The organism is Virgibacillus halodenitrificans JCM 12304, assembly GCF_001310895.1.
Taxonomy (GTDB): Bacteria; Bacillota; Bacilli; order Bacillales; family Amphibacillaceae; genus Virgibacillus_Q; species Virgibacillus_Q halodenitrificans.
The window spans coordinates 49,035-74,884 of record NZ_BAZS01000002.1; the positions used below are offsets into that span (position 1 = coordinate 49,035).

General features: G+C 36.2%; 25 protein-coding genes, 2 pseudogenes and 2 other annotated features. Of the genes and pseudogenes, 23 read left to right on the plus strand and 4 right to left on the minus strand.

Annotation, left to right across the window (positions count from 1 at the left end):
* Positions 1–5: 5 nt before the first annotated feature.
* Positions 6–1,019: a phosphotransferase gene (locus JCM12304_RS01455; protein WP_060678349.1), complete on the plus strand. Its 1,014-nt coding sequence runs from the start codon at positions 6–8 to the stop codon at positions 1,017–1,019.
* Here JCM12304_RS01455 and JCM12304_RS19845 read toward each other — a convergent pair.
* Positions 1,016–1,204: a YszA family small membrane protein gene (locus JCM12304_RS19845; RefSeq protein ID WP_019376797.1), complete on the minus strand. Its 189-nt coding sequence runs from the start codon at positions 1,202–1,204 to the stop codon at positions 1,016–1,018. The two genes, JCM12304_RS01455 and JCM12304_RS19845, sit on opposite strands and share 4 nt — an antisense overlap.
* 143 nt (positions 1,205–1,347) lie before the next feature.
* Positions 1,348–1,592: a binding site (T-box leader), on the plus strand.
* A gap of 233 nt (positions 1,593–1,825) precedes the next feature.
* Between JCM12304_RS19845 and JCM12304_RS01465 the strand changes: the two genes are divergently transcribed.
* Complete coding sequence (locus JCM12304_RS01465) at positions 1,826–4,471, plus strand: valine--tRNA ligase (protein ID WP_060678350.1); 2,646 nt, start codon at positions 1,826–1,828, stop codon at positions 4,469–4,471.
* Positions 4,472–4,490: 19 nt separating this feature from the next.
* On the opposite strand, the gene JCM12304_RS01470 is transcribed toward JCM12304_RS01465, so the two are convergent.
* Together JCM12304_RS01470 and JCM12304_RS01475 are read right to left on the minus strand one after the other, a co-directional pair.
* Complete coding sequence (locus JCM12304_RS01470) at positions 4,491–5,357, minus strand: ATP-grasp domain-containing protein (protein WP_060678351.1); 867 nt, start codon at positions 5,355–5,357, stop codon at positions 4,491–4,493.
* Between the two features lie 9 nt (positions 5,358–5,366).
* Complete coding sequence (locus JCM12304_RS01475; RefSeq protein WP_019376800.1) at positions 5,367–6,263, minus strand: ATP-grasp domain-containing protein; 897 nt, start codon at positions 6,261–6,263, stop codon at positions 5,367–5,369.
* A gap of 61 nt (positions 6,264–6,324) precedes the next feature.
* Between JCM12304_RS01475 and JCM12304_RS01480 the strand changes: the two genes are divergently transcribed.
* The 5 genes and pseudogenes from JCM12304_RS01480 to JCM12304_RS01500 all read left to right on the plus strand — a co-directional run.
* Positions 6,325–7,605 carry a bifunctional folylpolyglutamate synthase/dihydrofolate synthase gene (locus JCM12304_RS01480; protein WP_060678352.1) on the plus strand — a complete coding sequence of 427 codons (1,281 nt, stop codon included), beginning with the start codon at positions 6,325–6,327 and terminating at the stop codon, positions 7,603–7,605.
* A 95-nt stretch (positions 7,606–7,700) separates the two neighbouring features.
* Positions 7,701–8,624 carry an SPOR domain-containing protein gene (locus JCM12304_RS01485; RefSeq protein ID WP_157360417.1) on the plus strand — a complete coding sequence of 308 codons (924 nt, stop codon included), beginning with the start codon at positions 7,701–7,703 and terminating at the stop codon, positions 8,622–8,624.
* Between the two features lie 184 nt (positions 8,625–8,808).
* Positions 8,809–9,372, plus strand: a complete 564-nt coding sequence (gene radC, locus JCM12304_RS01490) for a RadC family protein (protein ID WP_060678442.1) — start codon at positions 8,809–8,811, stop codon at positions 9,370–9,372.
* Positions 9,373–9,922: 550 nt separating this feature from the next.
* Positions 9,923–11,805, plus strand: a pseudogene (locus tag JCM12304_RS01495) (reverse transcriptase/maturase family protein).
* A gap of 79 nt (positions 11,806–11,884) precedes the next feature.
* A pseudogene (locus JCM12304_RS01500) lies at positions 11,885–12,025 on the plus strand (JAB domain-containing protein); the annotation flags it as partial.
* Positions 12,026–12,231: 206 nt separating this feature from the next.
* Here JCM12304_RS01500 and JCM12304_RS01505 read toward each other — a convergent pair.
* A complete protein-coding gene (locus JCM12304_RS01505; protein ID WP_019376804.1) occupies positions 12,232–12,474 on the minus strand; it encodes a hypothetical protein in 243 nt (80 codons plus the stop codon).
* A 383-nt stretch (positions 12,475–12,857) separates the two neighbouring features.
* Between JCM12304_RS01505 and JCM12304_RS01510 the strand changes: the two genes are divergently transcribed.
* From JCM12304_RS01510 to nadE, 16 genes are all read left to right on the plus strand, one after another.
* Entirely contained in the window at positions 12,858–13,898 is a 1,041-nt protein-coding gene (locus tag JCM12304_RS01510) for a rod shape-determining protein (RefSeq protein WP_019376805.1), read from the plus strand.
* A 12-nt stretch (positions 13,899–13,910) separates the two neighbouring features.
* Positions 13,911–14,798 (plus strand): rod shape-determining protein MreC, encoded by an 888-nt coding sequence (mreC, locus tag JCM12304_RS01515; protein WP_019376806.1) that lies wholly within the window; start codon positions 13,911–13,913, stop codon positions 14,796–14,798.
* Positions 14,798–15,337: a rod shape-determining protein MreD gene (gene mreD / locus JCM12304_RS01520; RefSeq protein ID WP_172675239.1), complete on the plus strand. Its 540-nt coding sequence runs from the start codon at positions 14,798–14,800 to the stop codon at positions 15,335–15,337. The genes mreC and mreD overlap by 1 nt, the downstream gene beginning before the upstream one ends.
* 21 nt (positions 15,338–15,358) lie before the next feature.
* Positions 15,359–16,045 (plus strand): septum site-determining protein MinC, encoded by a 687-nt coding sequence (gene minC, locus JCM12304_RS01525; RefSeq protein WP_019376808.1) that lies wholly within the window; start codon positions 15,359–15,361, stop codon positions 16,043–16,045.
* On the plus strand, positions 16,038–16,835 hold the full coding sequence (minD, locus tag JCM12304_RS01530) for a septum site-determining protein MinD (RefSeq protein WP_019376809.1): 798 nt from the start codon (positions 16,038–16,040) through the stop codon (positions 16,833–16,835). The genes minC and minD overlap by 8 nt, the downstream gene beginning before the upstream one ends.
* Before the next feature lie 192 nt (positions 16,836–17,027).
* Positions 17,028–17,798 (plus strand): M23 family metallopeptidase, encoded by a 771-nt coding sequence (locus JCM12304_RS01535; RefSeq protein WP_019376810.1) that lies wholly within the window; start codon positions 17,028–17,030, stop codon positions 17,796–17,798.
* A complete protein-coding gene (locus tag JCM12304_RS01540; RefSeq protein ID WP_019376811.1) occupies positions 17,791–18,648 on the plus strand; it encodes a site-2 protease family protein in 858 nt (285 codons plus the stop codon). Before JCM12304_RS01535 ends, JCM12304_RS01540 begins: the two co-directional genes overlap by 8 nt.
* Positions 18,649–18,719: 71 nt before the next feature.
* Positions 18,720–18,791, plus strand: a sequence feature (ribosomal protein L21 leader region).
* Between the two features lie 13 nt (positions 18,792–18,804).
* Positions 18,805–19,113 carry a 50S ribosomal protein L21 gene (gene rplU, locus JCM12304_RS01545; protein WP_019376812.1) on the plus strand — a complete coding sequence of 103 codons (309 nt, stop codon included), beginning with the start codon at positions 18,805–18,807 and terminating at the stop codon, positions 19,111–19,113.
* 14 nt (positions 19,114–19,127) lie between these two features.
* Positions 19,128–19,457: a ribosomal-processing cysteine protease Prp gene (locus JCM12304_RS01550; RefSeq protein ID WP_019376813.1), complete on the plus strand. Its 330-nt coding sequence runs from the start codon at positions 19,128–19,130 to the stop codon at positions 19,455–19,457.
* A 14-nt stretch (positions 19,458–19,471) separates the two neighbouring features.
* Positions 19,472–19,762, plus strand: a complete 291-nt coding sequence (rpmA, locus tag JCM12304_RS01555) for a 50S ribosomal protein L27 (RefSeq protein ID WP_019376814.1) — start codon at positions 19,472–19,474, stop codon at positions 19,760–19,762.
* Between the two features lie 584 nt (positions 19,763–20,346).
* Positions 20,347–20,874: a Spo0B domain-containing protein gene (locus JCM12304_RS01560; protein WP_060678356.1), complete on the plus strand. Its 528-nt coding sequence runs from the start codon at positions 20,347–20,349 to the stop codon at positions 20,872–20,874.
* A 19-nt stretch (positions 20,875–20,893) separates the two neighbouring features.
* Entirely contained in the window at positions 20,894–22,174 is a 1,281-nt protein-coding gene (gene obgE, locus JCM12304_RS01565; protein WP_019376816.1) for a GTPase ObgE, read from the plus strand.
* 41 nt (positions 22,175–22,215) lie between these two features.
* The gene (gene pheA / locus JCM12304_RS01570; protein WP_019376817.1) at positions 22,216–23,070 is read left to right on the plus strand and encodes a prephenate dehydratase; all 855 of its coding nucleotides are present in this window, start codon (positions 22,216–22,218) and stop codon (positions 23,068–23,070) included.
* 146 nt (positions 23,071–23,216) lie between these two features.
* Positions 23,217–24,125, plus strand: coding sequence for a SafA/ExsA family spore coat assembly protein (safA, locus tag JCM12304_RS01575; protein ID WP_060678357.1), 909 nt, complete (start codon positions 23,217–23,219; stop codon positions 24,123–24,125).
* The gene (locus tag JCM12304_RS01580; RefSeq protein WP_060678358.1) at positions 24,118–25,071 is read left to right on the plus strand and encodes a hypothetical protein; all 954 of its coding nucleotides are present in this window, start codon (positions 24,118–24,120) and stop codon (positions 25,069–25,071) included. Before safA ends, JCM12304_RS01580 begins: the two co-directional genes overlap by 8 nt.
* A gap of 31 nt (positions 25,072–25,102) precedes the next feature.
* Positions 25,103–25,846: an NAD(+) synthase gene (gene nadE, locus JCM12304_RS01585; protein WP_019376820.1), complete on the plus strand. Its 744-nt coding sequence runs from the start codon at positions 25,103–25,105 to the stop codon at positions 25,844–25,846.
* Positions 25,847–25,850: the final 4 nt, after the last annotated feature.

Genomic DNA, 25,850 nt, shown 5'->3' on the forward strand with positions numbered 1-25,850 from the left:
ATAAATTGGAGCATATATATAATGTCTTACGTAACTATAAAATATATCCAATGCATATTACTAAAATAACTGATCGCTTATATAAGGTTTCTGATGGTAATAAGGACTATGCAATTAAGCAAGCAAATTTCTCCAAGACAACTTTTTCGATGTGGGAGAGTGTGTACCAGCAAGCGTATAGTAAACAACTCTCAGAAATCCTACCTATTTACCTTTCTGACGCCGGGGCTTTATATTCAATGGTTGATGGACAAACTTATTATTTGCAGCCATGGTTGGAACGTAAAGATGGTGCGGAAAGAAATGAAGAAATTAATCCATTATATCAGGCAATTGGCCGAATTCATGCAAAAACTAAAGTATTGAAGACTATTCCTATGCATAAAGTAAAAGATCCCTTTATAGAATACAGAACATTTTGCTCCCAGATGAGAAAAAAATTGTACTCAGCTGTAGATGCTTATGAACAAATTCAATTCATGTCTCCACTTGAGCTTCAGGTCTGTACCCACTTTCGAGACATAGACCAAGCATTTCAAAAAATTGATGAGCGGATTATGGCGCTGAATGAAATTGAAGAAAAAGAACTATCATGGGATAGGTGTTTATGTCATGGCAATTTGGCATTTGAACATAGTATACGCAGTGATCAAACCTATCTGCTCAATTGGGAAAGAGCACAAATGGATAATCCAATAATGGATTTGGTATCTTTCTTTGAAAATGAAACGTGGAGATTTAATACACCTGTTGATGAATTAATTGAGTCTTTTTCCACTTATTATCAAGAAAACGAGCTTTCAAAAATAGAACTACTTATTCTGTCTATATACTTGCTAAACCCATCTCCTTATTTGGAATTCATAGATAAATACATGATGGATCCATTAAATGATACGATGTTCAACCAAGTAAGAAATTTGCAATTTACATATCGAAGGATCATATTTGCTTTAAAGTGGACAGCATATGTGGAGCGAGAATATGAAACTATATCCTTAGATGACCTTGAAAGTTAAAACCACTCTAAATAAAAAGCAACAAATAATCCCACTAGCAGACCAAGCAGTATTACATCAAACGTTGTAGGCAGTAAAAGTGTTCGGATCAATTGGAAAAGTAATATTGGCAGAGTTACTCTTTCTATAACAATTATACATTTTCTACACCATGGCGGGAGTTTATAACGATAATAGCGAGCCATTTTATCACCTCTTTATTCACTTTTCTTTCATTATGTAATATGATATGTATAAAGATAGCTGTTCTGTGCAACTATATTAATAGTTGACGATTGAACTGGTTATCTATAAAATATAAGAAGATGAAACTAGTTGAATAATGGATGTAAATGCAATGAATGGGAAGAGTACATTATGATTACCTATAAGAGAGGGAAGTATTAAGCTGAAAACTTCCTAGGATGAATTATATTGGAAGGTCGCCCTTGAGCTGCTTCTTTGAACGTGTAATTAACTGATTATACATGTAGAAGAATGCCGGTGAGAAACCGTTACTGAACATGAGTGTACAAGTGTATTTTACTTGTAAACAAAGGTGGTACCACGGAAATATACCTTTTCGTCCTTTCTTAGGATGAAAGGGTTTTTTTGTTTTTTATTAAGTTTTATACAAGTATCACACCATGACCAGCTTCAGTGCTTCCCATTCCCGAAAACTTAAGCAATAACTCTACATTGCAAACAACATCATTACAATTTCTTGCTTAGGCATAGCGGTGATGATCAAGATGCTGGCCCTTTTGTTCATACATGTGTTTAGCCTGTTTGACAAAGTCTTTAAATGAATAAGGAGGTTTTCCATAATGAATGATAAACAACAAAATTCACTATCTACAAAGTATAATCCTCAGGAAGTTGAACAAGATCGTTATAAATTTTGGTTAAAAGGAAAGTTTTTTGAGGCTAGTGGCGATAAAGATAAAGAGCCATTTACAATTGTTATTCCCCCTCCGAATGTAACAGGAAGATTACATTTAGGGCATGCTTGGGATACAACCATGCAGGATACCATTTCAAGGATGAAACGAATGCAAGGATTTGATGTGTTATGGTTACCAGGAATGGACCACGCAGGTATTGCTACGCAAGCAAAAGTGGAAGCAAAGCTGAAAGAGCAAGGCACAACTCGCTATGATTTAGGGAGAGAGAAATTTCTTGAAACCGCATGGGAATGGAAGGAAGAATATGCTGATTTTATTCGTTCACAGTGGGAAAAAATGGGGCTGGGATTGGACTATTCCAGAGAACGATTTACCTTGGATGAAGGACTGTCAGAAGCAGTAAAAGAAGTATTTGTAAAGTTGTATGAAAAGGGTTTAATCTACCGTGGGGAATATATAATTAACTGGGACCCCAAAACAAAGACCGCTTTATCTGATATTGAGGTTATTTATGAGGAAGTTCAAGGCAAGTTTTATCATTTAAGATACCCAATTAAAGATAGCGATGAAACGATTGAGATAGCCACTACTCGTCCAGAGACAATGCTGGGAGACACAGCAGTGGCTGTACATCCAAAAGATGAACGATATCAGCATTTAATTGGCAAAAAGGTTGTTTTGCCGATAATCGGTCGGGAAATTGAAATAGTGGCTGATGATTATGTAGATAGAGATTTCGGATCTGGAGCTGTTAAGATAACCCCTGCTCATGATCCAAATGATTTTGAAATCGGAAATAGACATAATCTGGAACGTGTCTTGGTAATGAATGAGGACGGCACAATGAATGAAAATGCCGGAAGTTATGAAGGTCTTGATCGATTTGATTGTCGTAAAAAGATTGTCCAAGATCTACAAGCCCTAGGAGTTCTATTTGATATAGAAGATCATACTCACCAAGTTGGTCATTCAGAACGAAGTGGCGCTGTTGTAGAACCGTACTTATCCACCCAATGGTTTGTAAAGATGCAACCATTAGCTGACTCGGCTATTGATCTGCAGAATACTGAGGATAAAGTGAACTTCGTGCCTGATCGGTTTGAAAAAACATATTTGAACTGGATGGACAATATACGAGATTGGTGTATTTCGCGCCAACTATGGTGGGGCCACCGTATTCCTGCTTGGTACCATAAGGAAACAGGAGAAATATATGTAGGTAAAGAAGCTCCCGACGATATTGATAAATGGGAACAGGATGAAGATGTTTTGGATACATGGTTCTCCTCTGCACTTTGGCCGTTCTCAACGATGGGATGGCCAGATTTAGAGGCAGAGGATTTTAAACGCTTTTTCCCAACAGATGTATTAGTGACAGGCTATGATATTATATTTTTCTGGGTAGCCCGTATGATTTTTCAATCCAAAGAATTTACTGATCAAAAGCCATTTAAAGATGTTTTAATTCACGGATTGATTCGAGATGCAGATGGAAGAAAAATGAGTAAGTCACTTGGAAATGGAGTCGACCCTATGGAGGTCATTGATAAATATGGAGCAGACTCACTTCGGTATTTCTTATTGACTGGATCTACCCCAGGACAGGATCTTCGTTTTCATTGGGAAAAAGTAGAGTCAACATGGAACTTTGTAAATAAAATCTGGAACGCTTCTCGCTTTTCTCTCATGAACATGGAAGGATTCAATTATGAAGATATTGATTTGTCTGGTGAAAAAACTATTGCTGATAAATGGATATTAACTCGTTTAAATGAGACAATTGAGCATGTTACAAAGAACACAAATAAATATGAATTTGGGGAAGCTGGTCGATATTTATATAATTTCATTTGGGATGACCTATGTGACTGGTATATTGAAATGGCGAAATTACCATTATATGGCGATGATGAAGCTAAGAAGACTACAACGAGATCTGTACTCGCTTATGTGCTAGATCAAACAATGCGAATGCTTCATCCATACATGCCGTTTATCACAGAGGAAATTTGGCAGAAGCTCCCACATAAAGGTGAATCTATTACTGTAGCAAAATGGCCTAAGGTGAGAGAAGAATTTCACGATGAAGAAGCATCGAAGGTAATGAAACTGCTCGTATCAATTATTAAGTCAGTGAGAAATATACGAGCAGAAGTAGACACACCGATGTCTAAACAAATTAAATTAATTATACAAGCAGAAAGTCAATCAATTATGGACGCTTTGGAAAGCAATCGGGAATACTTGCAACGTTTTTGTAATCCAAGTGAGTTAGTAATTGCCACAAATGTGGAAGCACCTGAAAAGGCAATGTCAGCAGTGATAACAGGTGCAGAATTGTTTTTACCATTAGAGGATTTAATTGACTTTAATAAAGAAATAGAGCGATTAGAAAAAGAATTAACTAAGTGGACAAAAGAGGTAGAGCGTGTTCAGAAAAAGCTTTCTAATAAGGGATTTGTTAGTAAGGCACCGGAAGCTGTAGTAGAAGAAGAGAGACAAAAAGAGAAGGATTACCTTGAGAAGCAGGCAAAGGTTACTGCAAGATTGAATGAATTAAAAGGGTAATTATAAAAACGGAATCCTGTCAAATGGGATTCCGTTTTTTCAATTTCTCTATGATATGAGAAATATACGTCTTAACTATGTTAGAGTCTGTGACAGCACTTAAAATCCTTGATCCTGCCACATCCTCAATCTCATTAAAGAGAAGGTCACCTGTCTTATCAAATAAAAAATCAATTCCTACCATATCAAAATCGAAATAATCAATAATATCTTGAATCATAGAAGCTTGTTCGTTGCTTAATTTGAAAAGGGTTGCTGTACCACCAAGCTTATAGTTTGCACGGAAATCGTTGTTGCTTTGTCTTAGAACTGCGCCGATAATATTCTTTCCTACTACAAATACACGCAAATCTTTTCCTAGTTGGACATTACAGGATTGTACGATAAGATTATTAGTGGCTAATTTGGAAATCTTGTCCCATTCTTGTTCTTTTCGGATAAGATATACTTGCTTTCCTCCCCTGCCAGAAACTTCCTTCACTACACAAGGAAGAGGCAAGGGAGACTTTTTTGGTAAGCTTTTGTTATGTTGAAAAATAGTGTCCACCATAGGTATCCCTAGATCTTTAATGTGATGATGGGTTAAAGCTTTGTCATTACAAATATGAGAAATCGCAGAAGAATTGCAGCAAAGAACGCCACAAGCTTCCAGTTGTAGCTGAATCATTGTATCTATTGTTCGAACAACTGCAAAGTCAGGGAGATGTAACGATTTTCCTCCAACTAAAATTGTTCGTTGGTTATTAATAATTCCAAAAGTCATTTCTTCCCTTATAATGAGGGTAAGGGAGATATTTTGTTTAGCTGCTTCCTCCAAAAACCAGTTAATGTAAGAGCTGTTTTCGTTAGCATCTATCCTACTGTATATTAGCCATCCTGTTACCATGTTTTAACCTCATTCTTGAATTAATGTATTTAATATATAATCCATAATAAAATCTGCTACATTAATATTGGTACAGTCGTACATGTTCCTTATATGAGCATTAGAGTTAATTTCACAAATTAAGGGAGTTCCATCTGTTCCATATAACAAATCAACTCCTGCAAAATCCGCGCCAATTGACTTTGTTGCTTGTACAGCCATCTCCCTTTCTATTTTGGTTGGGGTGTACGCTTCCATTGTACCGCCAGCAGAAACATTTGCTCTAAAATCATTTTTGGACGCTCGCTTCATTGCTGCAACTACTTCATTACCAACTACTTGAAGCCGCATATCTCTTCCATAACTTGATGAAATAAATTCTTGAAAGACAAATGCTTTTCCCAGTAATTCATTCACTTTGTTCCATAGTTCCTCTCTAGTATGAATTAAATAAACTTGTTCACCAAAAGAGCCAAAAGACTCTTTTACTACCATAGGAAAGCCAAGAGATTTTATAGCATTGTTAATTACATCCTCATCAGGTTGAGTTGTAATAAAAACTTTCGGATATACGATTGTTCGTGGAATTGGTAATCCTGTTTTTGCTAAGTGCTGGTACGTGGCAATTTTGTCATCACTAATTTCAATTGCTTGAGAAGAATTAAAAACATGTAATCCCATTAATTCGAGCTGTTTTGCCAAGTAGATGTCCTTATCAGCAAAAACAACGTAATCTGCTATTTTTTCATCTTTCTTTTTAATTAGACCTGACTCCCCGGAGACAAGGTAGGGATTAAGTTCATTATTTTTGTAAATAGTTGTTTCACTTCCTCTTGCATAAGCGGCTTGTTGGATCCACTCAGCATAATCAAGAAACTTATTTCCTGTTAAACTTCCATTATATATTATCCATCCATGTAAATTCATAGTCCTTATCCTTTCTGTTATACTTACCTACAGTATAATAATTAAGAAATGTGGTGTACATATGTTTCAACAAATCGAACAAGTAGAGGCCTTTTTTTCTTCGAGAGCAAGCTTAGGAATTAAACCTGGTTTATTCCGAATGAAAAAGCTTCTCAAAGAAGTAGGGGACCCCCAAGATAAAATTAAAGCAATTCATGTTGCAGGTACGAATGGAAAGGGTTCTACCATTCAGTTTATTCAGCGAGCGTTGGTGGCCAACGGATACAATGTAGGGATATTTACCTCTCCAAGTATGTATGGATTGCCAGGTCACATACTGGATGGAGATGCCCCGATTAAGGAACAAGTTTTTCTTTCTCTATTTAATAGGTTATATCCTGCCATTAAAGTTTTAGATAGTGAAGAAGAGATGCCCACCGAATTTGAAATATTGACGGTAATTGCTTTTATGTATTTTCAAGAAAATAAAGAAATTGCTATTATTGAAACAGGGATGGGGGGAAGAGAAGATACAACAAACTGCTTTCACCCAATCTTATCCATTATAACAAACATAGCAAAGGATCATACGCAGTTTTTGGGTAATACAATAGAAGAAATAGCCTACCATAAGGCTGGAATTATAAAAACGAATGCTCCAACAATTATAGGTGAAGTCACAATTGATGCTGAATTAGTGTTTAATCAAGAGGCGAAGACTGTACAAACAGCAGTATATAAATTAGGAAAAGATTTTAGTTACAGTAACATTGTAATAGATGACAATTATCAACATTTCTCTTGGATTCGGTTGGGGAAACAGTATAACCTAACCATTCAAATGAGAGGAAAACACCAAGTAAAAAACGCATCCCTTGCTTTTATGAGTTTATATTTACTTAAACAAATGAACTTTACTATAGATATGGACAAAACAGTGGAAGCTTTTAATATATCCAAGCTGCCAGGAAGGTTTGAAGTGGTCAATAGTCATCCACTTGTGATAGTAGATGGCGCACATAATGTTGCAGGAATAGAGACTTTTCTGGATACGGTAGAAGCATATTATCCAAATAATACGAAGCATCTAATTTTTGCTGCATTTAAGGATAAAAATTTTTCTGCAATGCTAGAAAGATTAAAAACTACTTTTTCTTCTATAATCCTTACCTCTTTTGAGCATCCACGGGCAGCTAAAGCAGATAAACTTTATGAAATGACAAATCATAAGCATAAATTTATGACTGAGGATTGGCAGGAAGCAATAAAAAAAATACAACATAGTGAGCATATCTATTTTATTACTGGTTCATTGCATTTTATATCAAGAGTTAGAGAATTTTTTAGAAATAAAGAAAGTTGACGTTTTATGCGAAATTATTTTTTAGTAATGTGACAATTTACGTCTTACTTTTTAATTTTCCTATGCTAGAGTAAGTATAATTAATTCTAGCGGAGGTGAGCGAAATAGATAAGCAAAGAGTGATAACTGTATGGGAGAACGGTAAACCAGTAAAAATAAAGGTGAAAGAGACAAGCTGTAAGCACTCCAACCAGTTATTTAGAAAAGAACAAGCTGCTGTTCAAGAAGAAAACGAACCTGTACCAACATTCGCTAGATTAACAACAAATACAAATAAAAATATGGCGAACAAACTAAAGCGCAAATATATAAAACCTGTTATTATTCCAATTTTTTCAGCCCTCTTAATAGGCTCTGTTTTAGGACTAATTATGCTAAAAATGTTTGTAACATTGGATAGTGATGCAACTTCAGGAAATGATGACATTCCTATTTCTGCAATAGAAAAAGACAAAGAGGAGCAAAAGTTGCAAAACGAGTCATCAATAGTCCACGTAGAAGGTGTACAGGCATATGTTCTTCAAGCAGGTGTATTTAGTGAAGAAGCAAATGCTTTAGAATGGAAAGAAAAGTATGAGAATAAAAAGATACCTACAGTAGTGTGGGAGAAAGATAAGCGGTTTCACTTATTTGCGGGGATAGCTGAAACAGAATCGCAAGCTAACCATTTAAGTCAGCAATTTCAAAAAAATGAATTAGAAGTATATGTGAAAGAATGGCAGACAGAAGGGGTTGAAGCTAATTTATCCAGTGTTGAACATCAATGGTTGGAAAATTTTCAGAACGAATGGAATAAATCTTTAAAATTATTATCCGCAGGTGAAGAGCTTGAATCAAAAGCTTGGAAACAAATAGTTGATGGTTTTCCAAAAGATACAAAAAAATTGTCACAATTGAATTCACATCTGGAGGAAAATTTAAATAAGTTGAGTGAAGGCAATAACGATCAGGCGCAAGAAATGTTATTATCTATGTGGCTTACGTATGAAAATACGATAAAAGAATTAGAATCAAAATAAAAACAGGCTAAATTTGCCTGTTTTTTAATTTTGATAAATTACTGGATGGAGAAATTCTAAAATAGCTTTAGAAATACATAAAATGCATTGATGTTTTGCCTGGTAATTTTTCTTTTTCCGGATTTGTTCTATAGTGAATTGATGTCTATGATATAACTATGGAAAGGAGGTATTTAAATTGGTAATGGAATCATTAATGATTAAAGATGTCCCTAAAGACGACAGACCAAGGGAAAGATTGATCAACCATGGGGCGAGCCATTTATCTAACCAGGAGTTGCTAGCCATTTTACTAGGAAGTGGAACGAAAGAAGAGTCAGTGATGGCGCTTGCTAACCGAGTCCTTATGCACTTTGAGGGTTTGAAATTATTAAATGATGCAACAATTGAAGAATTAACAGCAATTAAAGGAATCGGTAAAGCAAAAGGAGTCCTCATATTATCTGCTATAGAACTCGGGAAAAGAATGAATCGTTATAAGCCGGTAGAAAGATATGTAATTCGGTCCCCGGAGGATGGAGCAGATTACGTAATGGAAGAAATGAGAAGTCTTCATCAAGAGCATTTTGTAGTTTTGTTCCTTAACACGAAAAATCAAATTATCCACAGACAAACTATTTTCATTGGTAGTCTTAATGCCTCGATTGTTCATCCACGGGAAGTATATCGTGAAGCTGTAAAACGATCAGCTGCTTCAATTATTGTAGCACATAACCATCCATCCGGCGTGCGCCTGCAAGGTGCGTAATTTTAGTGCTTCGTTAAGAAGTTAGAACTCCTTACAACGTTCTATGGTCAGCATCTTACCTTGAGGAGAAATCCAATATAGGGAACAGAGCATGATGTGAAAAGGAGAAAAGACGATAAAGCTATCTAATGTCGAGTCAGTTCTTCAGACCAAGTGATGTATGGTAAAAGCTATACTGCTTGAATCCTAGACGAATGAGCGATGGGTGCGCCATTGTCTACGATAGCTAACAGGCAATGAGGACAAAATGGGAGACATATCGCCACTGTGTCTGTTGGGTATCGCCTGAGCCCTGTCCATAGTAAGGTTTGTCCTTCAATCCTCAACTAGAGGAAACCGTCGAAAGGGATACCTAACCATCACGTATCTAAAATTATGTATAATGGAGGGATTACCTACGTGCAAGTGCCAAACGGCTATTAGGCAAAGGTCTATGAAAATTGCATATGGTAACGGAGTCTTCGTAGTACTCAACGTTTGCCTGTAATGGGTTTAGCATGGGAAAGGAAGACAGGTTGATGTTAACGTTAACTAGAAAGGAGTCATGAATATGGCCACTAATCCATTTCGACAGTTAGACGTTATAAGGAATGCTTCTCAAAAGGGAAATACCGTCACGGATTGTTACCGTCTCATGTATAACAAAGAGTTGTGGATTAAAGCATATGCAAAACTATATCCGAATCAAGGAAACCTAACTAAGGGAACATCTAATGAAACAATAGATGGCTTCAGTCTACCAAAAATTGAGAACATCATAGAACAATTAAAAGCTGAAACATTCCGCTTCGCACCTGTAAGAAGGGTTTATATTCCTAAGTCAAATGGGAAAAAGAGACCGCTAGGAGTTCCAAATTTTAAAGATAAACTAGTACAGGAAGTTATGAGAATGATATTGGAAAATGTTTATGAACCAATATTCTCAGACAACTCTCATGGGTTTAGGAAAGGTAGAAGCTGTCATACAGCACTTTCTCAAATCAAAAACACATGGAAAGGATTAACTTGGTGTATTGAAGGAGACATTAAAGGTTTCTTCGACCATATTGACCACACTGTACTATTAAAACTTATCTCAAAGAAAATAAATGACCATCGTTTCCTTCTTCTTGTTCATAATGTGCTTACCAGTGGTGTAATGGAAAATTGGACATACCAAAAAACATTCAGTGGTACACCACAAGGAGGTATCATTTCTCCTATTCTAGCCAATATCTATCTTCATGAGTTTGACCTCTTTATGGAAAAACAAATGAAGGCATTTGATAAAGGTAAAATTAGGGATAGAAATGAGGAGTACATCAAGATTCGATCAAAAATCAGCACACTATCACGAAAGATTAAAAGACTCGATGAAAGAAACGGGCATAGTCATTGGCAAGGTAGGGAGGAGTTAGTCTTCAATATTCAGGAGCTTAAAGCCAAACAAGTAAAAGTTCCCTCTATCGACCCAATGGATAAAAATTATCAAAGAATAAAATATGTCCGTTATGCCGATGATTTTGTGATTGGAATTGCAGGTTCAAAACAGAGTGCAATTAATTTAAAGGAAACGATCAATAATTTTCTAAAAGAGGAACTCCATCTTGACCTTAGTGAAGAAAAAACGCTCATCACTCATTTGGAAAATCCAATTCCCTTTCTTGGATATCAATTCCACAGATGGAATGAGGTTAAGGTTAAAAGGGTCACATATAAAAATCAAAAACATCCATTAAAAAAGAGAACCTTATCAGGTGCGATAAAGTTAGAAATTCCTGAAAAGATAATCAAAGATTTTGCAATAAATAATGGATATGGTAATTTAGATAACTTTAAAATTATACACAGAGCAAAACTGGTAAACAATTCAGAATCGGAAATACTCCATACCTATAACGCTGAATTGCGAGGAATAGCAAATTATTACAAGTTAGTTAATAATTATCATCATTTAGATAAGCTATTTTATTTAGCCGAAAGTAGTTTCATTAAAACAATGGCAAATAAACGAAGAAGTACTTCTATGAAGTTGCAACCAGTATGAGAAAACATAAGCAAGGAGTCCTATGCCTAGTTAGGAAAGATAAGCATGGAAACGATAAACTTCATCAGTTTGTGAAACTTAAAGATTTGCCTAAACCCAAAGGTGCTATCAAAGCTGATACGCCTGAAACTGATACTTTAGTTAACTCGGCTAAATACTCAGGCAGGACTGAGTTTGAACAGCGTTTATTAGCAAACAAATGTGAAGCCTGTGGTACAACAGAAGGTCAGATGGAAGTTCATCATGTCCGTAAATTAAAGGACTTGAAGAATAAAAAACACTTAACATATTTGGACAAGAAAATGATAGAACGCAATAGGAAAACCATTGTCCTATGTTACAAGTGCCATCATGACCACCATGAGAAGCAAATTCCGGTTAGTCAACTGGCGAGCCGTATACGCTGAAAGGTGTACGTACGGTTCTGAGGGGGGAGTTGTAAAACCTGCTTTGGAAACAAAGCAAGGCGTATGGCTCCTACCCTACGACCCAACTCCATCGCAGGAAGACATTCAGGTAACTAGAAGATTGACTGAGTCAGGAAAAATGATTGGCATTGAATTATTAGATCACCTTATCATTGGAGATAGAAAATTTGTTTCCTTAAAAGAAAAGGGATATTTATAATAGATAGATTTTCGATATGCTCAAACTTGAGAAATAATTATTGAGGAGATATGCCATTTTATAAGGTGCGAAAAAGTCGGAAATTAACCGAAATTACACTAATTGTAATTTAATTAGTGTAAGCATTATATCTGATTTACCAGTAGGCTAAATACCAGGCTCTTAATGAATTCTTAAGAGCCTTTAGTTTTATTCTTTATAAAAATCTATGTTTGGCCATTTGTACATGTCAGGGTAAAATCGTTAATGCGATATTTACTAAAATGCTTCATTACATACCCTTTTTTCACTAAACCATAAATATACTTTCTAATATAGCTTTGTGTCAAAATATCATCGCTTATTTCTTCAATTCTTATAAAGTGATTTTTATTTTTTTCAAGCTGAACGAGAATGCTAATTTCAAAGAGATTTAATTTATCTTTTAATGCCACATTATAAATATCCATTAAAATGAACCTCCCAATGATATACTTATTTAGTAGTAATTTAGTTTAACAAAGGAATGTAAATAAAGTGTGGTATAAAGATGGAAATTTAGTTAAATTTGATGAAATATTTATTTTTAAAGCGTGAGAAGTAGAAACAACCTAAAATATGATACCTGTAATACTATCTATTTTATAATTTTTTTCGTATAATTATATAGAAACACGCACATAAGCGCCATTTTCATTATATACAAGAAATTGGCGCTTATTCCTATGGATAGTTACATTTTACTTTCTTCTTTTTTATGTGATAATATACGTGCATGTTTGCAACACATAAAATGAATCGATATAGTTAAGCTAAATAATATACAGTGTTTGTTTTGGAGAGGAAGATATTTTTGGGAATTTTTAATTTTTCACAGGATTTAGGAATTGATTTAGGTACTGCTAACACGCTGGTTTTCGTCAAAGGAAAAGGTGTGGTAGTTTCTGAGCCTTCCGTGGTAGCTAAAAATAATCAAACGGGTGATATCGAAGCAGTTGGAAGTTCTGCTCGTAATATGATTGGTAGAACACCCGGTAACATCACAGTCGTAAGACCAATGAGAGACGGGGTTATTGCTGATTATGATACAACTGCTGCGATGATGAAATATTATATTAAAAAAGCAATGAAAAACCGTTCTATGTTTGCAAAAAAACCAAATGTAATGGTATGTGTGCCTTCTGGAATTACGATGGTAGAAGAACGAGCTGTAATTGATGCAACGAAACAAGCTGGTGCTAAAGAAGCGTTTCCTATTTCTGAACCCTTTGCAGCTGCTATTGGAGCGGGTTTACCAGTATGGGAGCCTACTGGAAGTATGATTGTAGACATTGGCGGAGGTACGACAGAGGTTGCGGTTATTTCACTGGGGGGTGTTGTAACTAGTAAATCTATTCGTACAGCTGGTGATGACATGGACGAAGCAATTATGAATTATATACGTAAAAATTACAATTTAATGATTGGAGAAAGATCTGCAGAATCGGTGAAGCTTGATATAGGTGTAGCTGGAGAAGTAAATGAAGATGTCGAAATGGATATTCGTGGACGTGATCTATTAACCGGTTTACCTAAAACCATAACAATTACCGCAAGTGAAATAGCAAGTTCATTAAACGATACTGTAGAAGCGATCGTTGAAGCGGTTAAAAATACACTCGAGGAGACGCCGCCTGAATTAGCCGCCGATATTATGGATCGGGGTATCGTATTATCCGGTGGTGGTTCCTTGTTACAAAACATCGATAAAGTAATTAGTGATGAGACAAAAATGCCGGTTTTTGTAACCGAAGATCCACTTGAAAGTGTGGCCCTCGGTACTGGTAAATCTTTGGAATACATTCAACATTTCCGTTCCCATCCGAATGTATCCGCTCATCCTATAACAAAGTAAGCTGGTGTTCACATGGCATTTTTCCGTAACAAGAAATTATTCATCATCCTGATCGGGGTGATTGTCCTGGTTGCATTAATAGGTTTCTCTCTGAAAGAAAGAAGCAACCTGACTACTGCAGAGCAATTCGTGAATGATACTGTGGGATGGGCACAGCATATCATTTATGCTCCGGTTGAATTTGTTTCAGATATATTTACAAATATTGACGACTTTAGAGATACTTATAAAGAAAATCAAATTCTTAAGGAGAAATTATCCCAGTATAAAGGGCTTATTTATGAAGTACAGGAAATAAAGGAAGAGAATAAAGAACTAAGAAATTTACTTGATTTGAAAGAGTCAGAGTCCTTACGTGATTATGAGCCTATTCAGGCAACCGTTATGTCACGATCTCCGGAGAGGTGGATCGAACAGGTAACTATTAATAAAGGAAAACAAGATGGGGTCAAGGCTAATATGGCTGTGATTACGGCAGATGGCATGGTAGGAAAGGTCCAGACACCATCTCAATTTACCTCAACAGTTAAATTGTTAACCGGCTTTGATCAATTCAATCGAATTTCTGCTACGATTTCAAGAGAGAAGGGCGAAGGTAAGAATATCGTTGGAATGATTGAAGGCTTTGATGAAGAAAGCAATTCACTGTTATTTCGTATTATCGAAAAATCTGACAAGGATGTGAAAGAGGGAGAGTTAGTGTTTTCCTCAGGTATGGGGGGCGTTTTCCCAGCAGGACTACCGATTGGTACAGTAAAGGAAACAGCCCCAGATAAGTATGGGTTAACAAAAACGGCTTTAATTGAACCAGCTGCTGATATGTATGAAATTAATCAAGTGATGGTGGTGGACCGTTCCATAGCAACCGATGAGAAGACAGAAGATAAGGAGGAGGAATAATGAAACGTTTATTTTTACCTTTTTTCCTCTTTTTATTTCTGGTCTCGGAGGGGGTTGCGCTGGAACTGTTACCACCAAGTCTGATTACCGGAAATCTGTTAATTGTTCCACATTGGGTCTTCATGTTTTTAGTCCTCATCGCTATTTTTTACGATAAGGAAGATACATATTATTCAGTACTTTATGGATTTATTTTCGGGTTACTGATTGATATTGTGTATACAGGAGTACTTGGGGTATATATGTTTTCCTATGCGCTTGTTATATATGTAATACATGGGTTAAAAAAAATGTTACACGGGAATGTCTTTGTAAGTATTCTTTTAGGAATAGTTGGGTTATCTTTAGCAGATATTGCTATAAATGTTATTTATACAGTGGCTGGTATAGCAAGCATGGTCTGGAAAGATTACTTATTATACCGTTTACTACCTACGTTACTATTAAATTTGGTGTTTCTATTGTTTCTATATCCTATATTTGTTAAACGCCTTACGAGATGGGGAAGAGACCAGCTATTCAGTAACAATTCGCTATAAATATAATGAGGTGAGCTTATCATGCTTGATAAGAAGCAGTTAATCACGATCAAAGGGACTAGAGACGGGTTGACATTGTTCATAGACGAAGTTTGTTCATATGATCTTGTAGTCAATGAATTGCATGCAACAATTGCGGAAAGTAGTCCGAAAGAAAATGAACCTGTTGTATCTGTAAAGGTCCAATTAGGGAACCGATTTTTAACAGAGCAACAGAAAAAGGAACTAACGGATATTATAACAAAAGATCATCGGTTTATCGTTGAATCAATTGAATCATCCGTTATTCGCAGGGAAGAAGCATTACGATGGAAAGAGCATAGTGACATACAAGCTGTCAGCCGAGTTATTCGCTCAGGGCAAGTTCTTGAAGTGACTGGTGATCTACTATTAATTGGAGATGTTAATCCTGGAGGCAAAGTAGTAGCTACAGGTAATATTTACATAATGGGTAATTTACATGGCATTGCTCATGCAGGTTCTATTGGGGATAGACAGGCTTTTATTGCAGCATCCTTTATGAAACCAAACCAACTAAGAATTGCTGATTATATAAGCCGTGCACCTGATTACGAAGCAGATGGTGTTTATATGGAATGTGGTCTTGTCGACGAAGAGCAGGATAAAATAGTTATTGATCGGCTGCAGGTTCTTTCGCATAAACGACAAGTATTAAGCGGGTTTGAGAGGAGAATGCAAAATGGGTGAAGCTATTGTTATCACTTCTGGTAAAGGCGGCGTTGGTAAAACGACTACATCTGCCAATATAGGAACAGCGTTAGCGCTTATGGAGAAAAAAGTTTGTTTAATAGATACAGATATTGGCTTGCGAAATCTTGATGTCATAATGGGACTGGAAAATCGCATTATTTATGACATTGTTGACGTAATCCAAGAACGCTGCAAATTAAAACAAGCATTAATTAAAGATAAGCGATTTGACTATCTATCTTTATTACCGGCGGCTCAAACAAGTGATAAATCTGCAGTAACAACCGATGGGATGAAACAGATTATATCAGAGTTAAAACAGGAGTATGATTATATTATAATCGATTGTCCTGCTGGAATTGAACAAGGATTTCAGAATGCTGTAGCGGGAGCAGATAAAGCAATTGTGGTAACTACTCCTGAGAAATCCAGTGTAAGAGACGCGGATCGTATTATAGGATTATTGGAAAAAGAAGATATGGAGTCGCCCAGATTAATTATTAATCGTATCCGTAATCATATGATGAAGAATGGAGATATGCTTGAGATTGATGAAATTATACAAGTACTCTCCATTGATTTGATTGGTATTGTAATTGATGATGATGAAGTTATAAAAGCATCTAATAAGGGAGAGCCTGTGGCACTTCAACCAAATTCCAAGGCATCCATTGCATATAGAAATATTGCAAGAAGAATCCTTGGTGAAACCGTCCCTCTTCAATCATTAGAGGATGAAAAAGGTGTTTTATATAAAGTAAAAAAATTTTTTGGGATGAGGGCTTAACCCTTTGAACACGTTAAGTTATCTGTAAAAATTAAAAACTTACCACAAATTGCTTAGTTTGATACAAAATATATAGATAGCTTCGATTTAGAAGAAAGGTGAAGGGAAATAAGACAACCCTCCACCTTTTTTTCATATCTGCAGCTTTTCGTACATACACTTGTACAAAAGATATGAAGGAATGTGAGGCCAATGAGTAGAGGAGTCAAGAAAGTTCGTCAATCAATTGAGCAAAGAAAAAAACTTCGTGGTTTGCCTTATCAGCAGCAAGCAACTAAAAAATCAATTAAGCCATCATTTCCCCAAGATGAAGAAAAGCACGGCTATTTTCCGGTAATTGCTGAAGCTGACATATCGCATAAAAGTGAAAATAAAGTATTGACCGGATTTATTCTCAAAGGAATGTTGTCCATTTTATTGTTTTTTGGTGTTGCGTATGTATGGAATACAAAGGCAACTGGTTTTGAAACACCAAAAGAATGGACAAGTGCAGTTTTAAAGGAAGAGTTTCCCTTTGCAAAAGTGCAGCTATGGTACCAAGATACTTTTGGAACTCCTTTGGCACTGACACCAGACACAGATAAACAGGATGAGAGTAATCAAATACTTTCTCTACCAGTCCATGGTGACGTGGCAGAGAATTTTCAGGTGAATGGAAAAGGGATAAAAATACAACCCGGAAAAGCAGATAATGTTGTAACACTGCGTGAAGGAGTAGTAATATTTGCTGGGAAAGACAACGAAACAGATAACACGGTTATTGTGCAACATGCAGATGGCAGTAAATCAAAATACGGTTATTTAAGCTCAATCGATGTACACCTTTATCAATTTATTAATAGTAACGATTCTATTGGCAAGTTTTCCCCCACTAGTGAAAATAAGACTGTATATTTCTCGATCGAGAAGGATAATGAGTATATTGATCCTGTTAAAGTGATCAGGGTGGACCAACTTGATTAGGTACTTTCCAAGAATAAACATTCATCCTGTATTGATGATATTTATTATACTTTCTATGCTAACAGGTACATTTATGGAATTATCAATTATTTTGGCTATTGTATTTTTTCACGAATTAGGTCATTATATTGCTGCGGTTATACACGACTGGAGAATAAAACAAATTATGCTCTGGGTCTTTGGTGGGGTTATGGATGTTGAAGAGCATTCAACCAGACCTGTCAAGGAAGAAGTGATTGTAACTCTCGCAGGACCTTTTCAACATGTGATAATTTACCTCGGGTTAATTGTTTGCAACGAATTCCAATTGCTGCCCAATTCAGTATTGGATTTGGCGTATTATTATAATACAGTGATTTTATTATTTAATTTACTGCCAATCTGGCCATTGGACGGCGGGAAGCTGTTACTTCAATGTCAATCACTTGTTTTCCCATTTAGAAAGGCTTATTATTCTACTCTATTAGTTTCTATGATAATAAGTATAATTTTTTTAGTAATCCAATTAGTCTTCTTTCCATTTACGTTAAGTGCCTTTTTACTACTTTTATTCTTATTTATGGAAAATAGAAATGAATGGAAACAACGCTATTATGTTTTTATTCGTTTCTTAATGAGTAGGTACTATAACGGACCAAGCAAAATTGGTAGTAATTCAATCGTAGTTTCTCACGAGACAATGGTTCTTGATGTTTTTTCAAAATTTTTCCGTGATCGCAAGCATGCCATCTATGTTGTCTTTCCTGGAAACAGACGTAAGTCAATTGATGAAAATGACTGTTTACATAGTTTCTTTCATGACAAAAGTTATTCTAAGACAGTAGGGGAGATTACGGATTATATGACATAAGGAATTATCCTTCCACTTGTTGACAGAGTCTCATACATTATGATAATATTAGTACGTTATTCATCGTAGCACCAGTGCTACAACCGCTCAAAAAAGGTTTTAAACTCATTACGAGTACCTTGATGGCGAGTCTGAGTTTTTAAGGAGGTGCAAGATATGTACGCAATTATTGAAACAGGTGGTAAACAAGTAAAGGTTGTTGAAGGACAAGAAATTTACGTAGAAAAAGTTGCAGCAGATGCAAATGATTCTATTACATTTGACAAAGTACTTTTCGTTGGTGGAGATGATGTTAAAGTAGGAGCTCCATTTGTTGATGGTGCAACTGTTACAGCTAAAGTTGAAAAGCATGGCCGTCAAAAGAAAATTACTGTTACTAAATTTAAGCCAAAGAAGAACTACCATCGTAAGCAAGGTCATCGTCAGCCTTACACTAAACTAGTGATTGACAAAATCAATGCATAATAAGGGATCTGAATATGATTCATACGACGGTTTATCGTTCGAATGGTGATATTACAGCCTTTAAGCTAACTGGACATGCCCAGAGTGGTCCATATGGATATGATTTAGTATGTGCCGGAGTTTCAGCGGTCACTATTGGATCTGTTAATGCTGTATTGACTTTATGTGATGTAGAGCTTGAGATAGAGCAGGGAGATGAAGGTGGGTATCTTTATGTTACCATTCCGGATTCCATCTCATATGAAAAAATGAAGCAAGTTCAGCTATTATTTGAAGGTATGTTGGTATCTTTAATATCAATTGAGGCAGAATATAGCAACTTTATAAAAATTCATAATAAGTAAGGAGGTGCAAAACAATGCTACGTTTAGATCTGCAATTTTTCGCACAGAAAAAAGGTGCCGGTAGTACGAAGAACGGCCGTGATTCTGAATCCAAACGCCTGGGTGCCAAACGTGCTGATGGCCAATTTGTTACTGGTGGTTCTATTCTTTACCGTCAACGCGGTACAAAGATTTACCCAGGTGAAAATGTAGGACGCGGTGGTGATGACACACTTTTTGCTAAAACAGATGGTGTTGTGAAATTTGAACGCTATGGTAGAGATCGCAAAAAGGTAAGTGTATATCCAGTTGCACAAGAGGCATAATGTATAAAACCCTAGCCGATTTTTCGGCTAGGGTTTTTATATTGGACAGCATAATATATGATTAGGGATATTAAAGTAATTCATAATTTATATATATTGCGACGTAACTTGTTTGTTTGTAATCGCCCGTTTCGGAACAGTTCCAATATAGCTAGTGCTTAAATTTTCGCTCTACCGCTGATTAATTTGCTCTCCGGCGGATAGTCTTGATCTCCTGCCGATTAGTTTGCTCTCCGGCGGATTATCTTGATCTCCTGCCGATTAATTTGTTCTCCGGCATTACCTCCGCTATGCTATTAATTGTTCTTACACTACGTCGCAGTTTTCTCCAACTGCGAAGTAAATGAAAGTTTGTGAGCGAATGTTTATAATTTAACATGTTAATTAGAATGAGAACCGTCGAAATCTATGGAGAGTAAACGTAATTCTTCATTTAAAATAACAGATGTTAGCTGGGGATGTATACCTAAGGGGGGAAGATTCATTTTTCACTACTTCTGTGTTTACTATCTAGCTAGTTTTTGAACAAAACATGAACTTTCCTTTTTTTTCTGCTATACTTTTACTAATATGGAGGGAAAAAGATGAACGAGGAACAGGTCGTAAAATTACTGCAACATTACAGGCATGACTTAATGAATCATCTGCAACTCATTCAAGGGTATTTGAGTATGGGAAAACTAGAAAAAGTAGAATCTAAAGTTCAAAGTTGTTTCAATCATTATGAAAATGAGAGAAAATTAATGAGTCTAAACGCCCCTTCGCTTTCTATATGGTTAATTGAGTTTAACAGTAGATATGAGTATTTGCGTTTGGAATATAACATTCATGTTCAAAATAGAAATTTAAGTCAAATAGATATAATATTGAAGAATCATCTCGAAAACATCATTTCTTGTATTGTTGAGGAATCGGATGGAACCGAGCTTATTGAGATATTGCTTCAGCTAAATGAGGCGGAAGAAAACAATAATGCTAACGTATTTTTACGTATAAAGACAAAAGCACATAAAGAAGAAATTAAACGAAAATTGAAATCGATGAATTGGGAATATGAACAAAATATCTCCGAAAATAATGAAGGGATAGTTTGTCAGTTTCTTATTCCATAAATGTATGAGGTGAGAAAGTATGTTTGTAGATCAGGTAAGTGTTTATGTGAAAGCTGGAGATGGTGGAAATGGCCTTGTGGCATATAGGCGAGAAAAGTATGTTCCAAAGGGCGGTCCAGCAGGTGGAGATGGCGGTAATGGTGCTGATATCGTTTTTAAAGTTGATGAAGGATTAAACACGTTAATGGATTTTCGTTATAATCGCCATTTTAAAGGTAAACGTGGAGAAAACGGAATGAGTAAGACGCAACATGGAAAAAATGCTGCACCTCTCATTGTACCTGTGCCCCCGGGTACAACAGTGGTTGATGAAGAGACAGAAGAGGTTATCGCAGATTTAACCACCCATGGCCAACAGGCAGTAATCGTAAAAGGAGGTAGAGGTGGTCGCGGAAATACCCGCTTTGCAACCCCTCGTAATCCGGCTCCAGATATGGCAGAAAATGGGGAGCCTGGACAAGAAAGAAATATAAAGGTTGAACTAAAACTGATTGCAGATGTTGGTCTTGTCGGCTTTCCGAGTGTGGGGAAATCTACATTTCTGTCTGTAGTTAGTGCTGCAAAACCTAAAATTGCTGATTATCATTTCACCACACTTGCGCCAAATCTCGGTGTGGTAGATACAAGTGATCAACGAAGCTTTGTAATGGCAGATTTACCGGGCTTGATAGAGGGAGCCCATGCAGGGATAGGTTTAGGTCATCAATTTTTAAGACATGTAGAGAGAACCAGAGTAATTGTGCATGTAATTGATATGGCGAGTACAGAAGGTAGAGATCCTTATGATGATTATATTAAGATCAATAAGGAATTAACTGAATATGATATGAACTTAATGAGAAGGCCACAGATAATAGCTGCTAATAAAATGGACATGCCTGGCGCTTCTGAAAATTTAGAACTTTTTAAAACGAAAATAGACAGTGAAATTCCTGTATATGAGATTTCTGCTCTTACTAAAGAGGGAGTTAGGGATATCTTGTTTGCAATTGCGGATATGCTTGAAAGTATTCCAAAGAGTGCACCGGAATTAGAAGAAAACGATGAAAAAGTAATCTATCGCTATCAAAAAGAAGATGCACCTTTTCAAATTAGCAGAGATGATGATGGTGCGTATGTTTTAAGTGGAGACAAAATCGAAAAGCTTTTCAAGATGACTGATTTTGCCAGAGACGAAGCAGTTCAACGATTCTCACGTCAACTGAGAGGTATGGGAGTTGATGAAGCTTTAAGAAAACGTGGAGCAAAGGATGGGGATACGATCCGACTGTTAGATTATGAATTTGAGTTTATTGAATAAAAATTACGATTTAAAGTTTTAGAGGAATAGGGGGAGAGGTTTTGTCTATCTCGATAGGTTATTTAGGACCGAAAGGAACATTTACAAAATTGGCAGTGGACATTGCTTTTAATGGGGAGTATAAAGAAGGTTTTGCGACTATTCCAGAATGCATTGATGCTGTAGAGGAGGATACGATAGATATCGGTGTTGTTCCATTGGAGAACGCAATTGAAGGTACAGTGCAATTGACAGTAGATTATCTTGTACATCAAGTGAGGTTGCCAATTATGGCGGAAATCGTAGTTCCAATTGAACAGCATTTGTTAGTACATCCTGAATTTTCCGGTTCTGTAGATGATATAACAGAAATACATTCACACAGTCATGCAATTGCACAATGCCACCAATATATACACCAGCAAATCCCAAATGGGAAGATAGAATACACATCTTCGACTGGGAAGGCTGCCGAAATAGTAAGTGAACAATTTAAACCTATTGCAGCGATTGGTAATAAGCTTGCAGCAAAAGAATATGGCTTACGAATTTTTCAAGAAAATATTCATGATTATCCAAACAACCATACGCGTTTTATTGTACTTTCAAAACAAAAAGAGCTAGTACATATTAAACATGAAGCTACTGCAGAGAAAACAAGCCTGCTAATAACTTTGCCCAGTGACTTCGCTGGGGCCCTTCATCAGGTATTGGCCGCTTTTGCCTGGAGAAAGATGAACCTTTCAAAGATTGAATCACGGCCGATGAAAACTGGTTTAGGTAATTACTTTTTTATTGTAGATGTTAATCAGCAGTATGATGATGTATTATTTCCTGGAGTAAAGGCTGAACTAGAAGCACTTGGCTGCAAGGTAACTATTCTTGGTACATACCCTGTTTATCAATTAAATGTTTAATATCGGAATTAACAACCGCTCTCTATGAGGAATAGAGGGCGGTCATTTATATTTTAATAAATATGTTTCAACTTTTATGCGTTACATGCATATGTTGATAGAGAGTAATTAGCCCAGAGTTATTAATGAAAGGAGTTTGATTCGTCTTGAAGATACACATTGTTCAAAAAGGAGATACCTTGTGGGATATTTCACAAAAATATGGAGTGGATTTCGAAGAGGTTAAAGGGTTGAACAGCCACCTATCAAGTCCAGATATGATTATGCCTGGTATGAAGATAAAGATACCTAGTTCTTCAAAGACAGTAAAGAAGACACAGATGCCAAAAAAAGAAATGCCTAAGGAAATGGTAAAACAGCCTTATAAGGATGTTTCGCCTAAACCTTTACCAGTAATAAAAGAAGATGATAAGGAGAAAAAGAAAATGATTAAACCAGAAATGCCTGTGAAGCCATTACCTCAGATGCCGAAAATGCCTGCAATGCCTCCACAGCCTATCGTGCAACAGCCAACATTTGAACAAGAATTTCAAAATTATACTACAATAAATTTTCCGGAAATGCCTTATTATAGTCATGAACATCATGAATCAGTATCTGATGAATCACCAGCAGAAATACCGGTAGCCCAACCAGTACCCCAACCAGCGCCAGCCCATTTTGTACCAATGTGTTGTCATTTTGTTCATCCGTGCTATCCACCAACACCGTTTCCGATGATGGCTAATGTTGCAAGTGCTCCAATGATGCCAATGCCTGGTGGAATGCCAATGCATATGCAGCCGCAACATAGTGATTGTGGTTGTAATGATAAAAACAACTATTCTAATGTTAGTTATCAAACCCAGCATCACCAATTCCAGAACACACACCAGAATATGACACCTCCACAACCTAATTTCCAACCACCTTATCAAGGAAATACAATGCCCCAGACAAATCTTTTCCCACCTCAATATGGAGCAACCAACATGAATGACAACTATCCTATGCCACCAGGATATCCATATCAGGGTTATAATCGAAAGAATGAGGAAGGATCAGAAAATGAATAATAAAAAGGAAAGAGACGAGATTGTTAATCGTCTCTCTTCTTTTTTATTTGAGGAGGGAGAATTAGAAGTATACTCTGCTATTAATATCAAAAAGAATGTTTTTAAAGTAACAGATACTAATGGTGAAAAATATATTATAAAACGTCATTTACGAAAAAAAATAGTCGATCAACAGTGGCAGTTTTTTGATAATTTTTCTAACAATCCGGTGATTCCGTTTATTGCATTTCCTAACAGCCAAAAAATTATTAAAAAAAATAACCAAATTTGGACTATAGCTCCTTATATCAAAGGAGAACATTTAAATTACAGATTTAAGCATGATCGAGGAAGTGCTGTAGCTACATTAAAAAAGTTTCATGCTCAAGCTGAGAATATATATATTGAGCAACCTTTAATTAAAAATAATGTCATAATAAGATGGTATAAAAGGTTGGAGGAATTTAAAAAAACAGAGAATATATTCGCTAAATATGGTTTGAAAAATTTGCATAAGGATATAGTACAAACAACGGTGAAACAATTTTATCGCTTATCAGACTACTCTTGGGATCAGTGCGATTATTCCGGAAGAAAAAAAGGAAGATGGATCCACGGGGACGTCGCTTCACACAATTTTATAAAAAACAATGCTGACGAAGTCTTTATGATTGATTTCGACCTTCTAGAATGTACTTCACAAATATATGATTATATTCAACTAGGTCAACGCTTTTTACCATATATAAATTGGAATCTTGAAGAATTATTTTCATATCAGATGGTTGAAGAGAAAGAGCACAAGTTATGGTTAGCCGCTATCAATGTGCCAAGTGATTTAATGAGAGAAACATTGCACAGCGTATCAGAGAAGCCAGGAGAAGTAGGAAGGCACTTAAAACAAATGGAAAAACAATGGGAGAGACGCAAACTCTTTTCAAATTACACTAACAAAGTGATACAATAAACAACGGAACAAATATAAAGGAGCGGATAAAGTGGAAAAGCATGTGGAAAATATTGTGCAGTGGCTAAGAGACCAAGTCAATAAGGCAGGAGTTAATGGATTAGTAGTTGGTGTAAGTGGTGGTTTAGATTCAGCCGTAGTTGCTCATTTAATTAAAAGGGCTTTTCCAGATGATTCTTTAGGTGTGTTAATGCCGATTCATACAAAAGAAACAGATTTAAACCATGCAAAAAAAGTAGTCGAAGGCTGTGATATTAGTTCACTCACCATTGATTTATCAAATACACATCAAACAATGTATGACCAAATCAAAAATCAACTGATGAAGAACGATACCTTTATTGAACAAAATGACCAATTAGCAGATGCGAATTTAAGGGCAAGATTAAGAATGAGTACACTTTACGCGTTAGCAACAAATTATAATTATTTAGTTGTAGGTACAGACAATGCTGCTGAATGGTATACGGGTTATTTTACCAAGTATGGAGATGGAGGAGCAGATATTCTTCCTTTGGTTGATTTCACCAAACAGGAAGTGCGGGATATGGCTGCATATCTTGGTGTCCCGGTAGAAGTAGCACAGAAAAAGCCAAGTGCTGACCTTTGGGAAGGGCAAACAGATGAAAGTGAAATGGGAACTACTTATGATAAAATTGATGCATATATAAATGGGGAAGAGATTCCTGAAAAAGACAAAGAGGTGATTGAGTCCCTCCACAGAAGAACCGAGCATAAACGAAACCCATTACCACAATATAAACGGAATAAGTAATTTC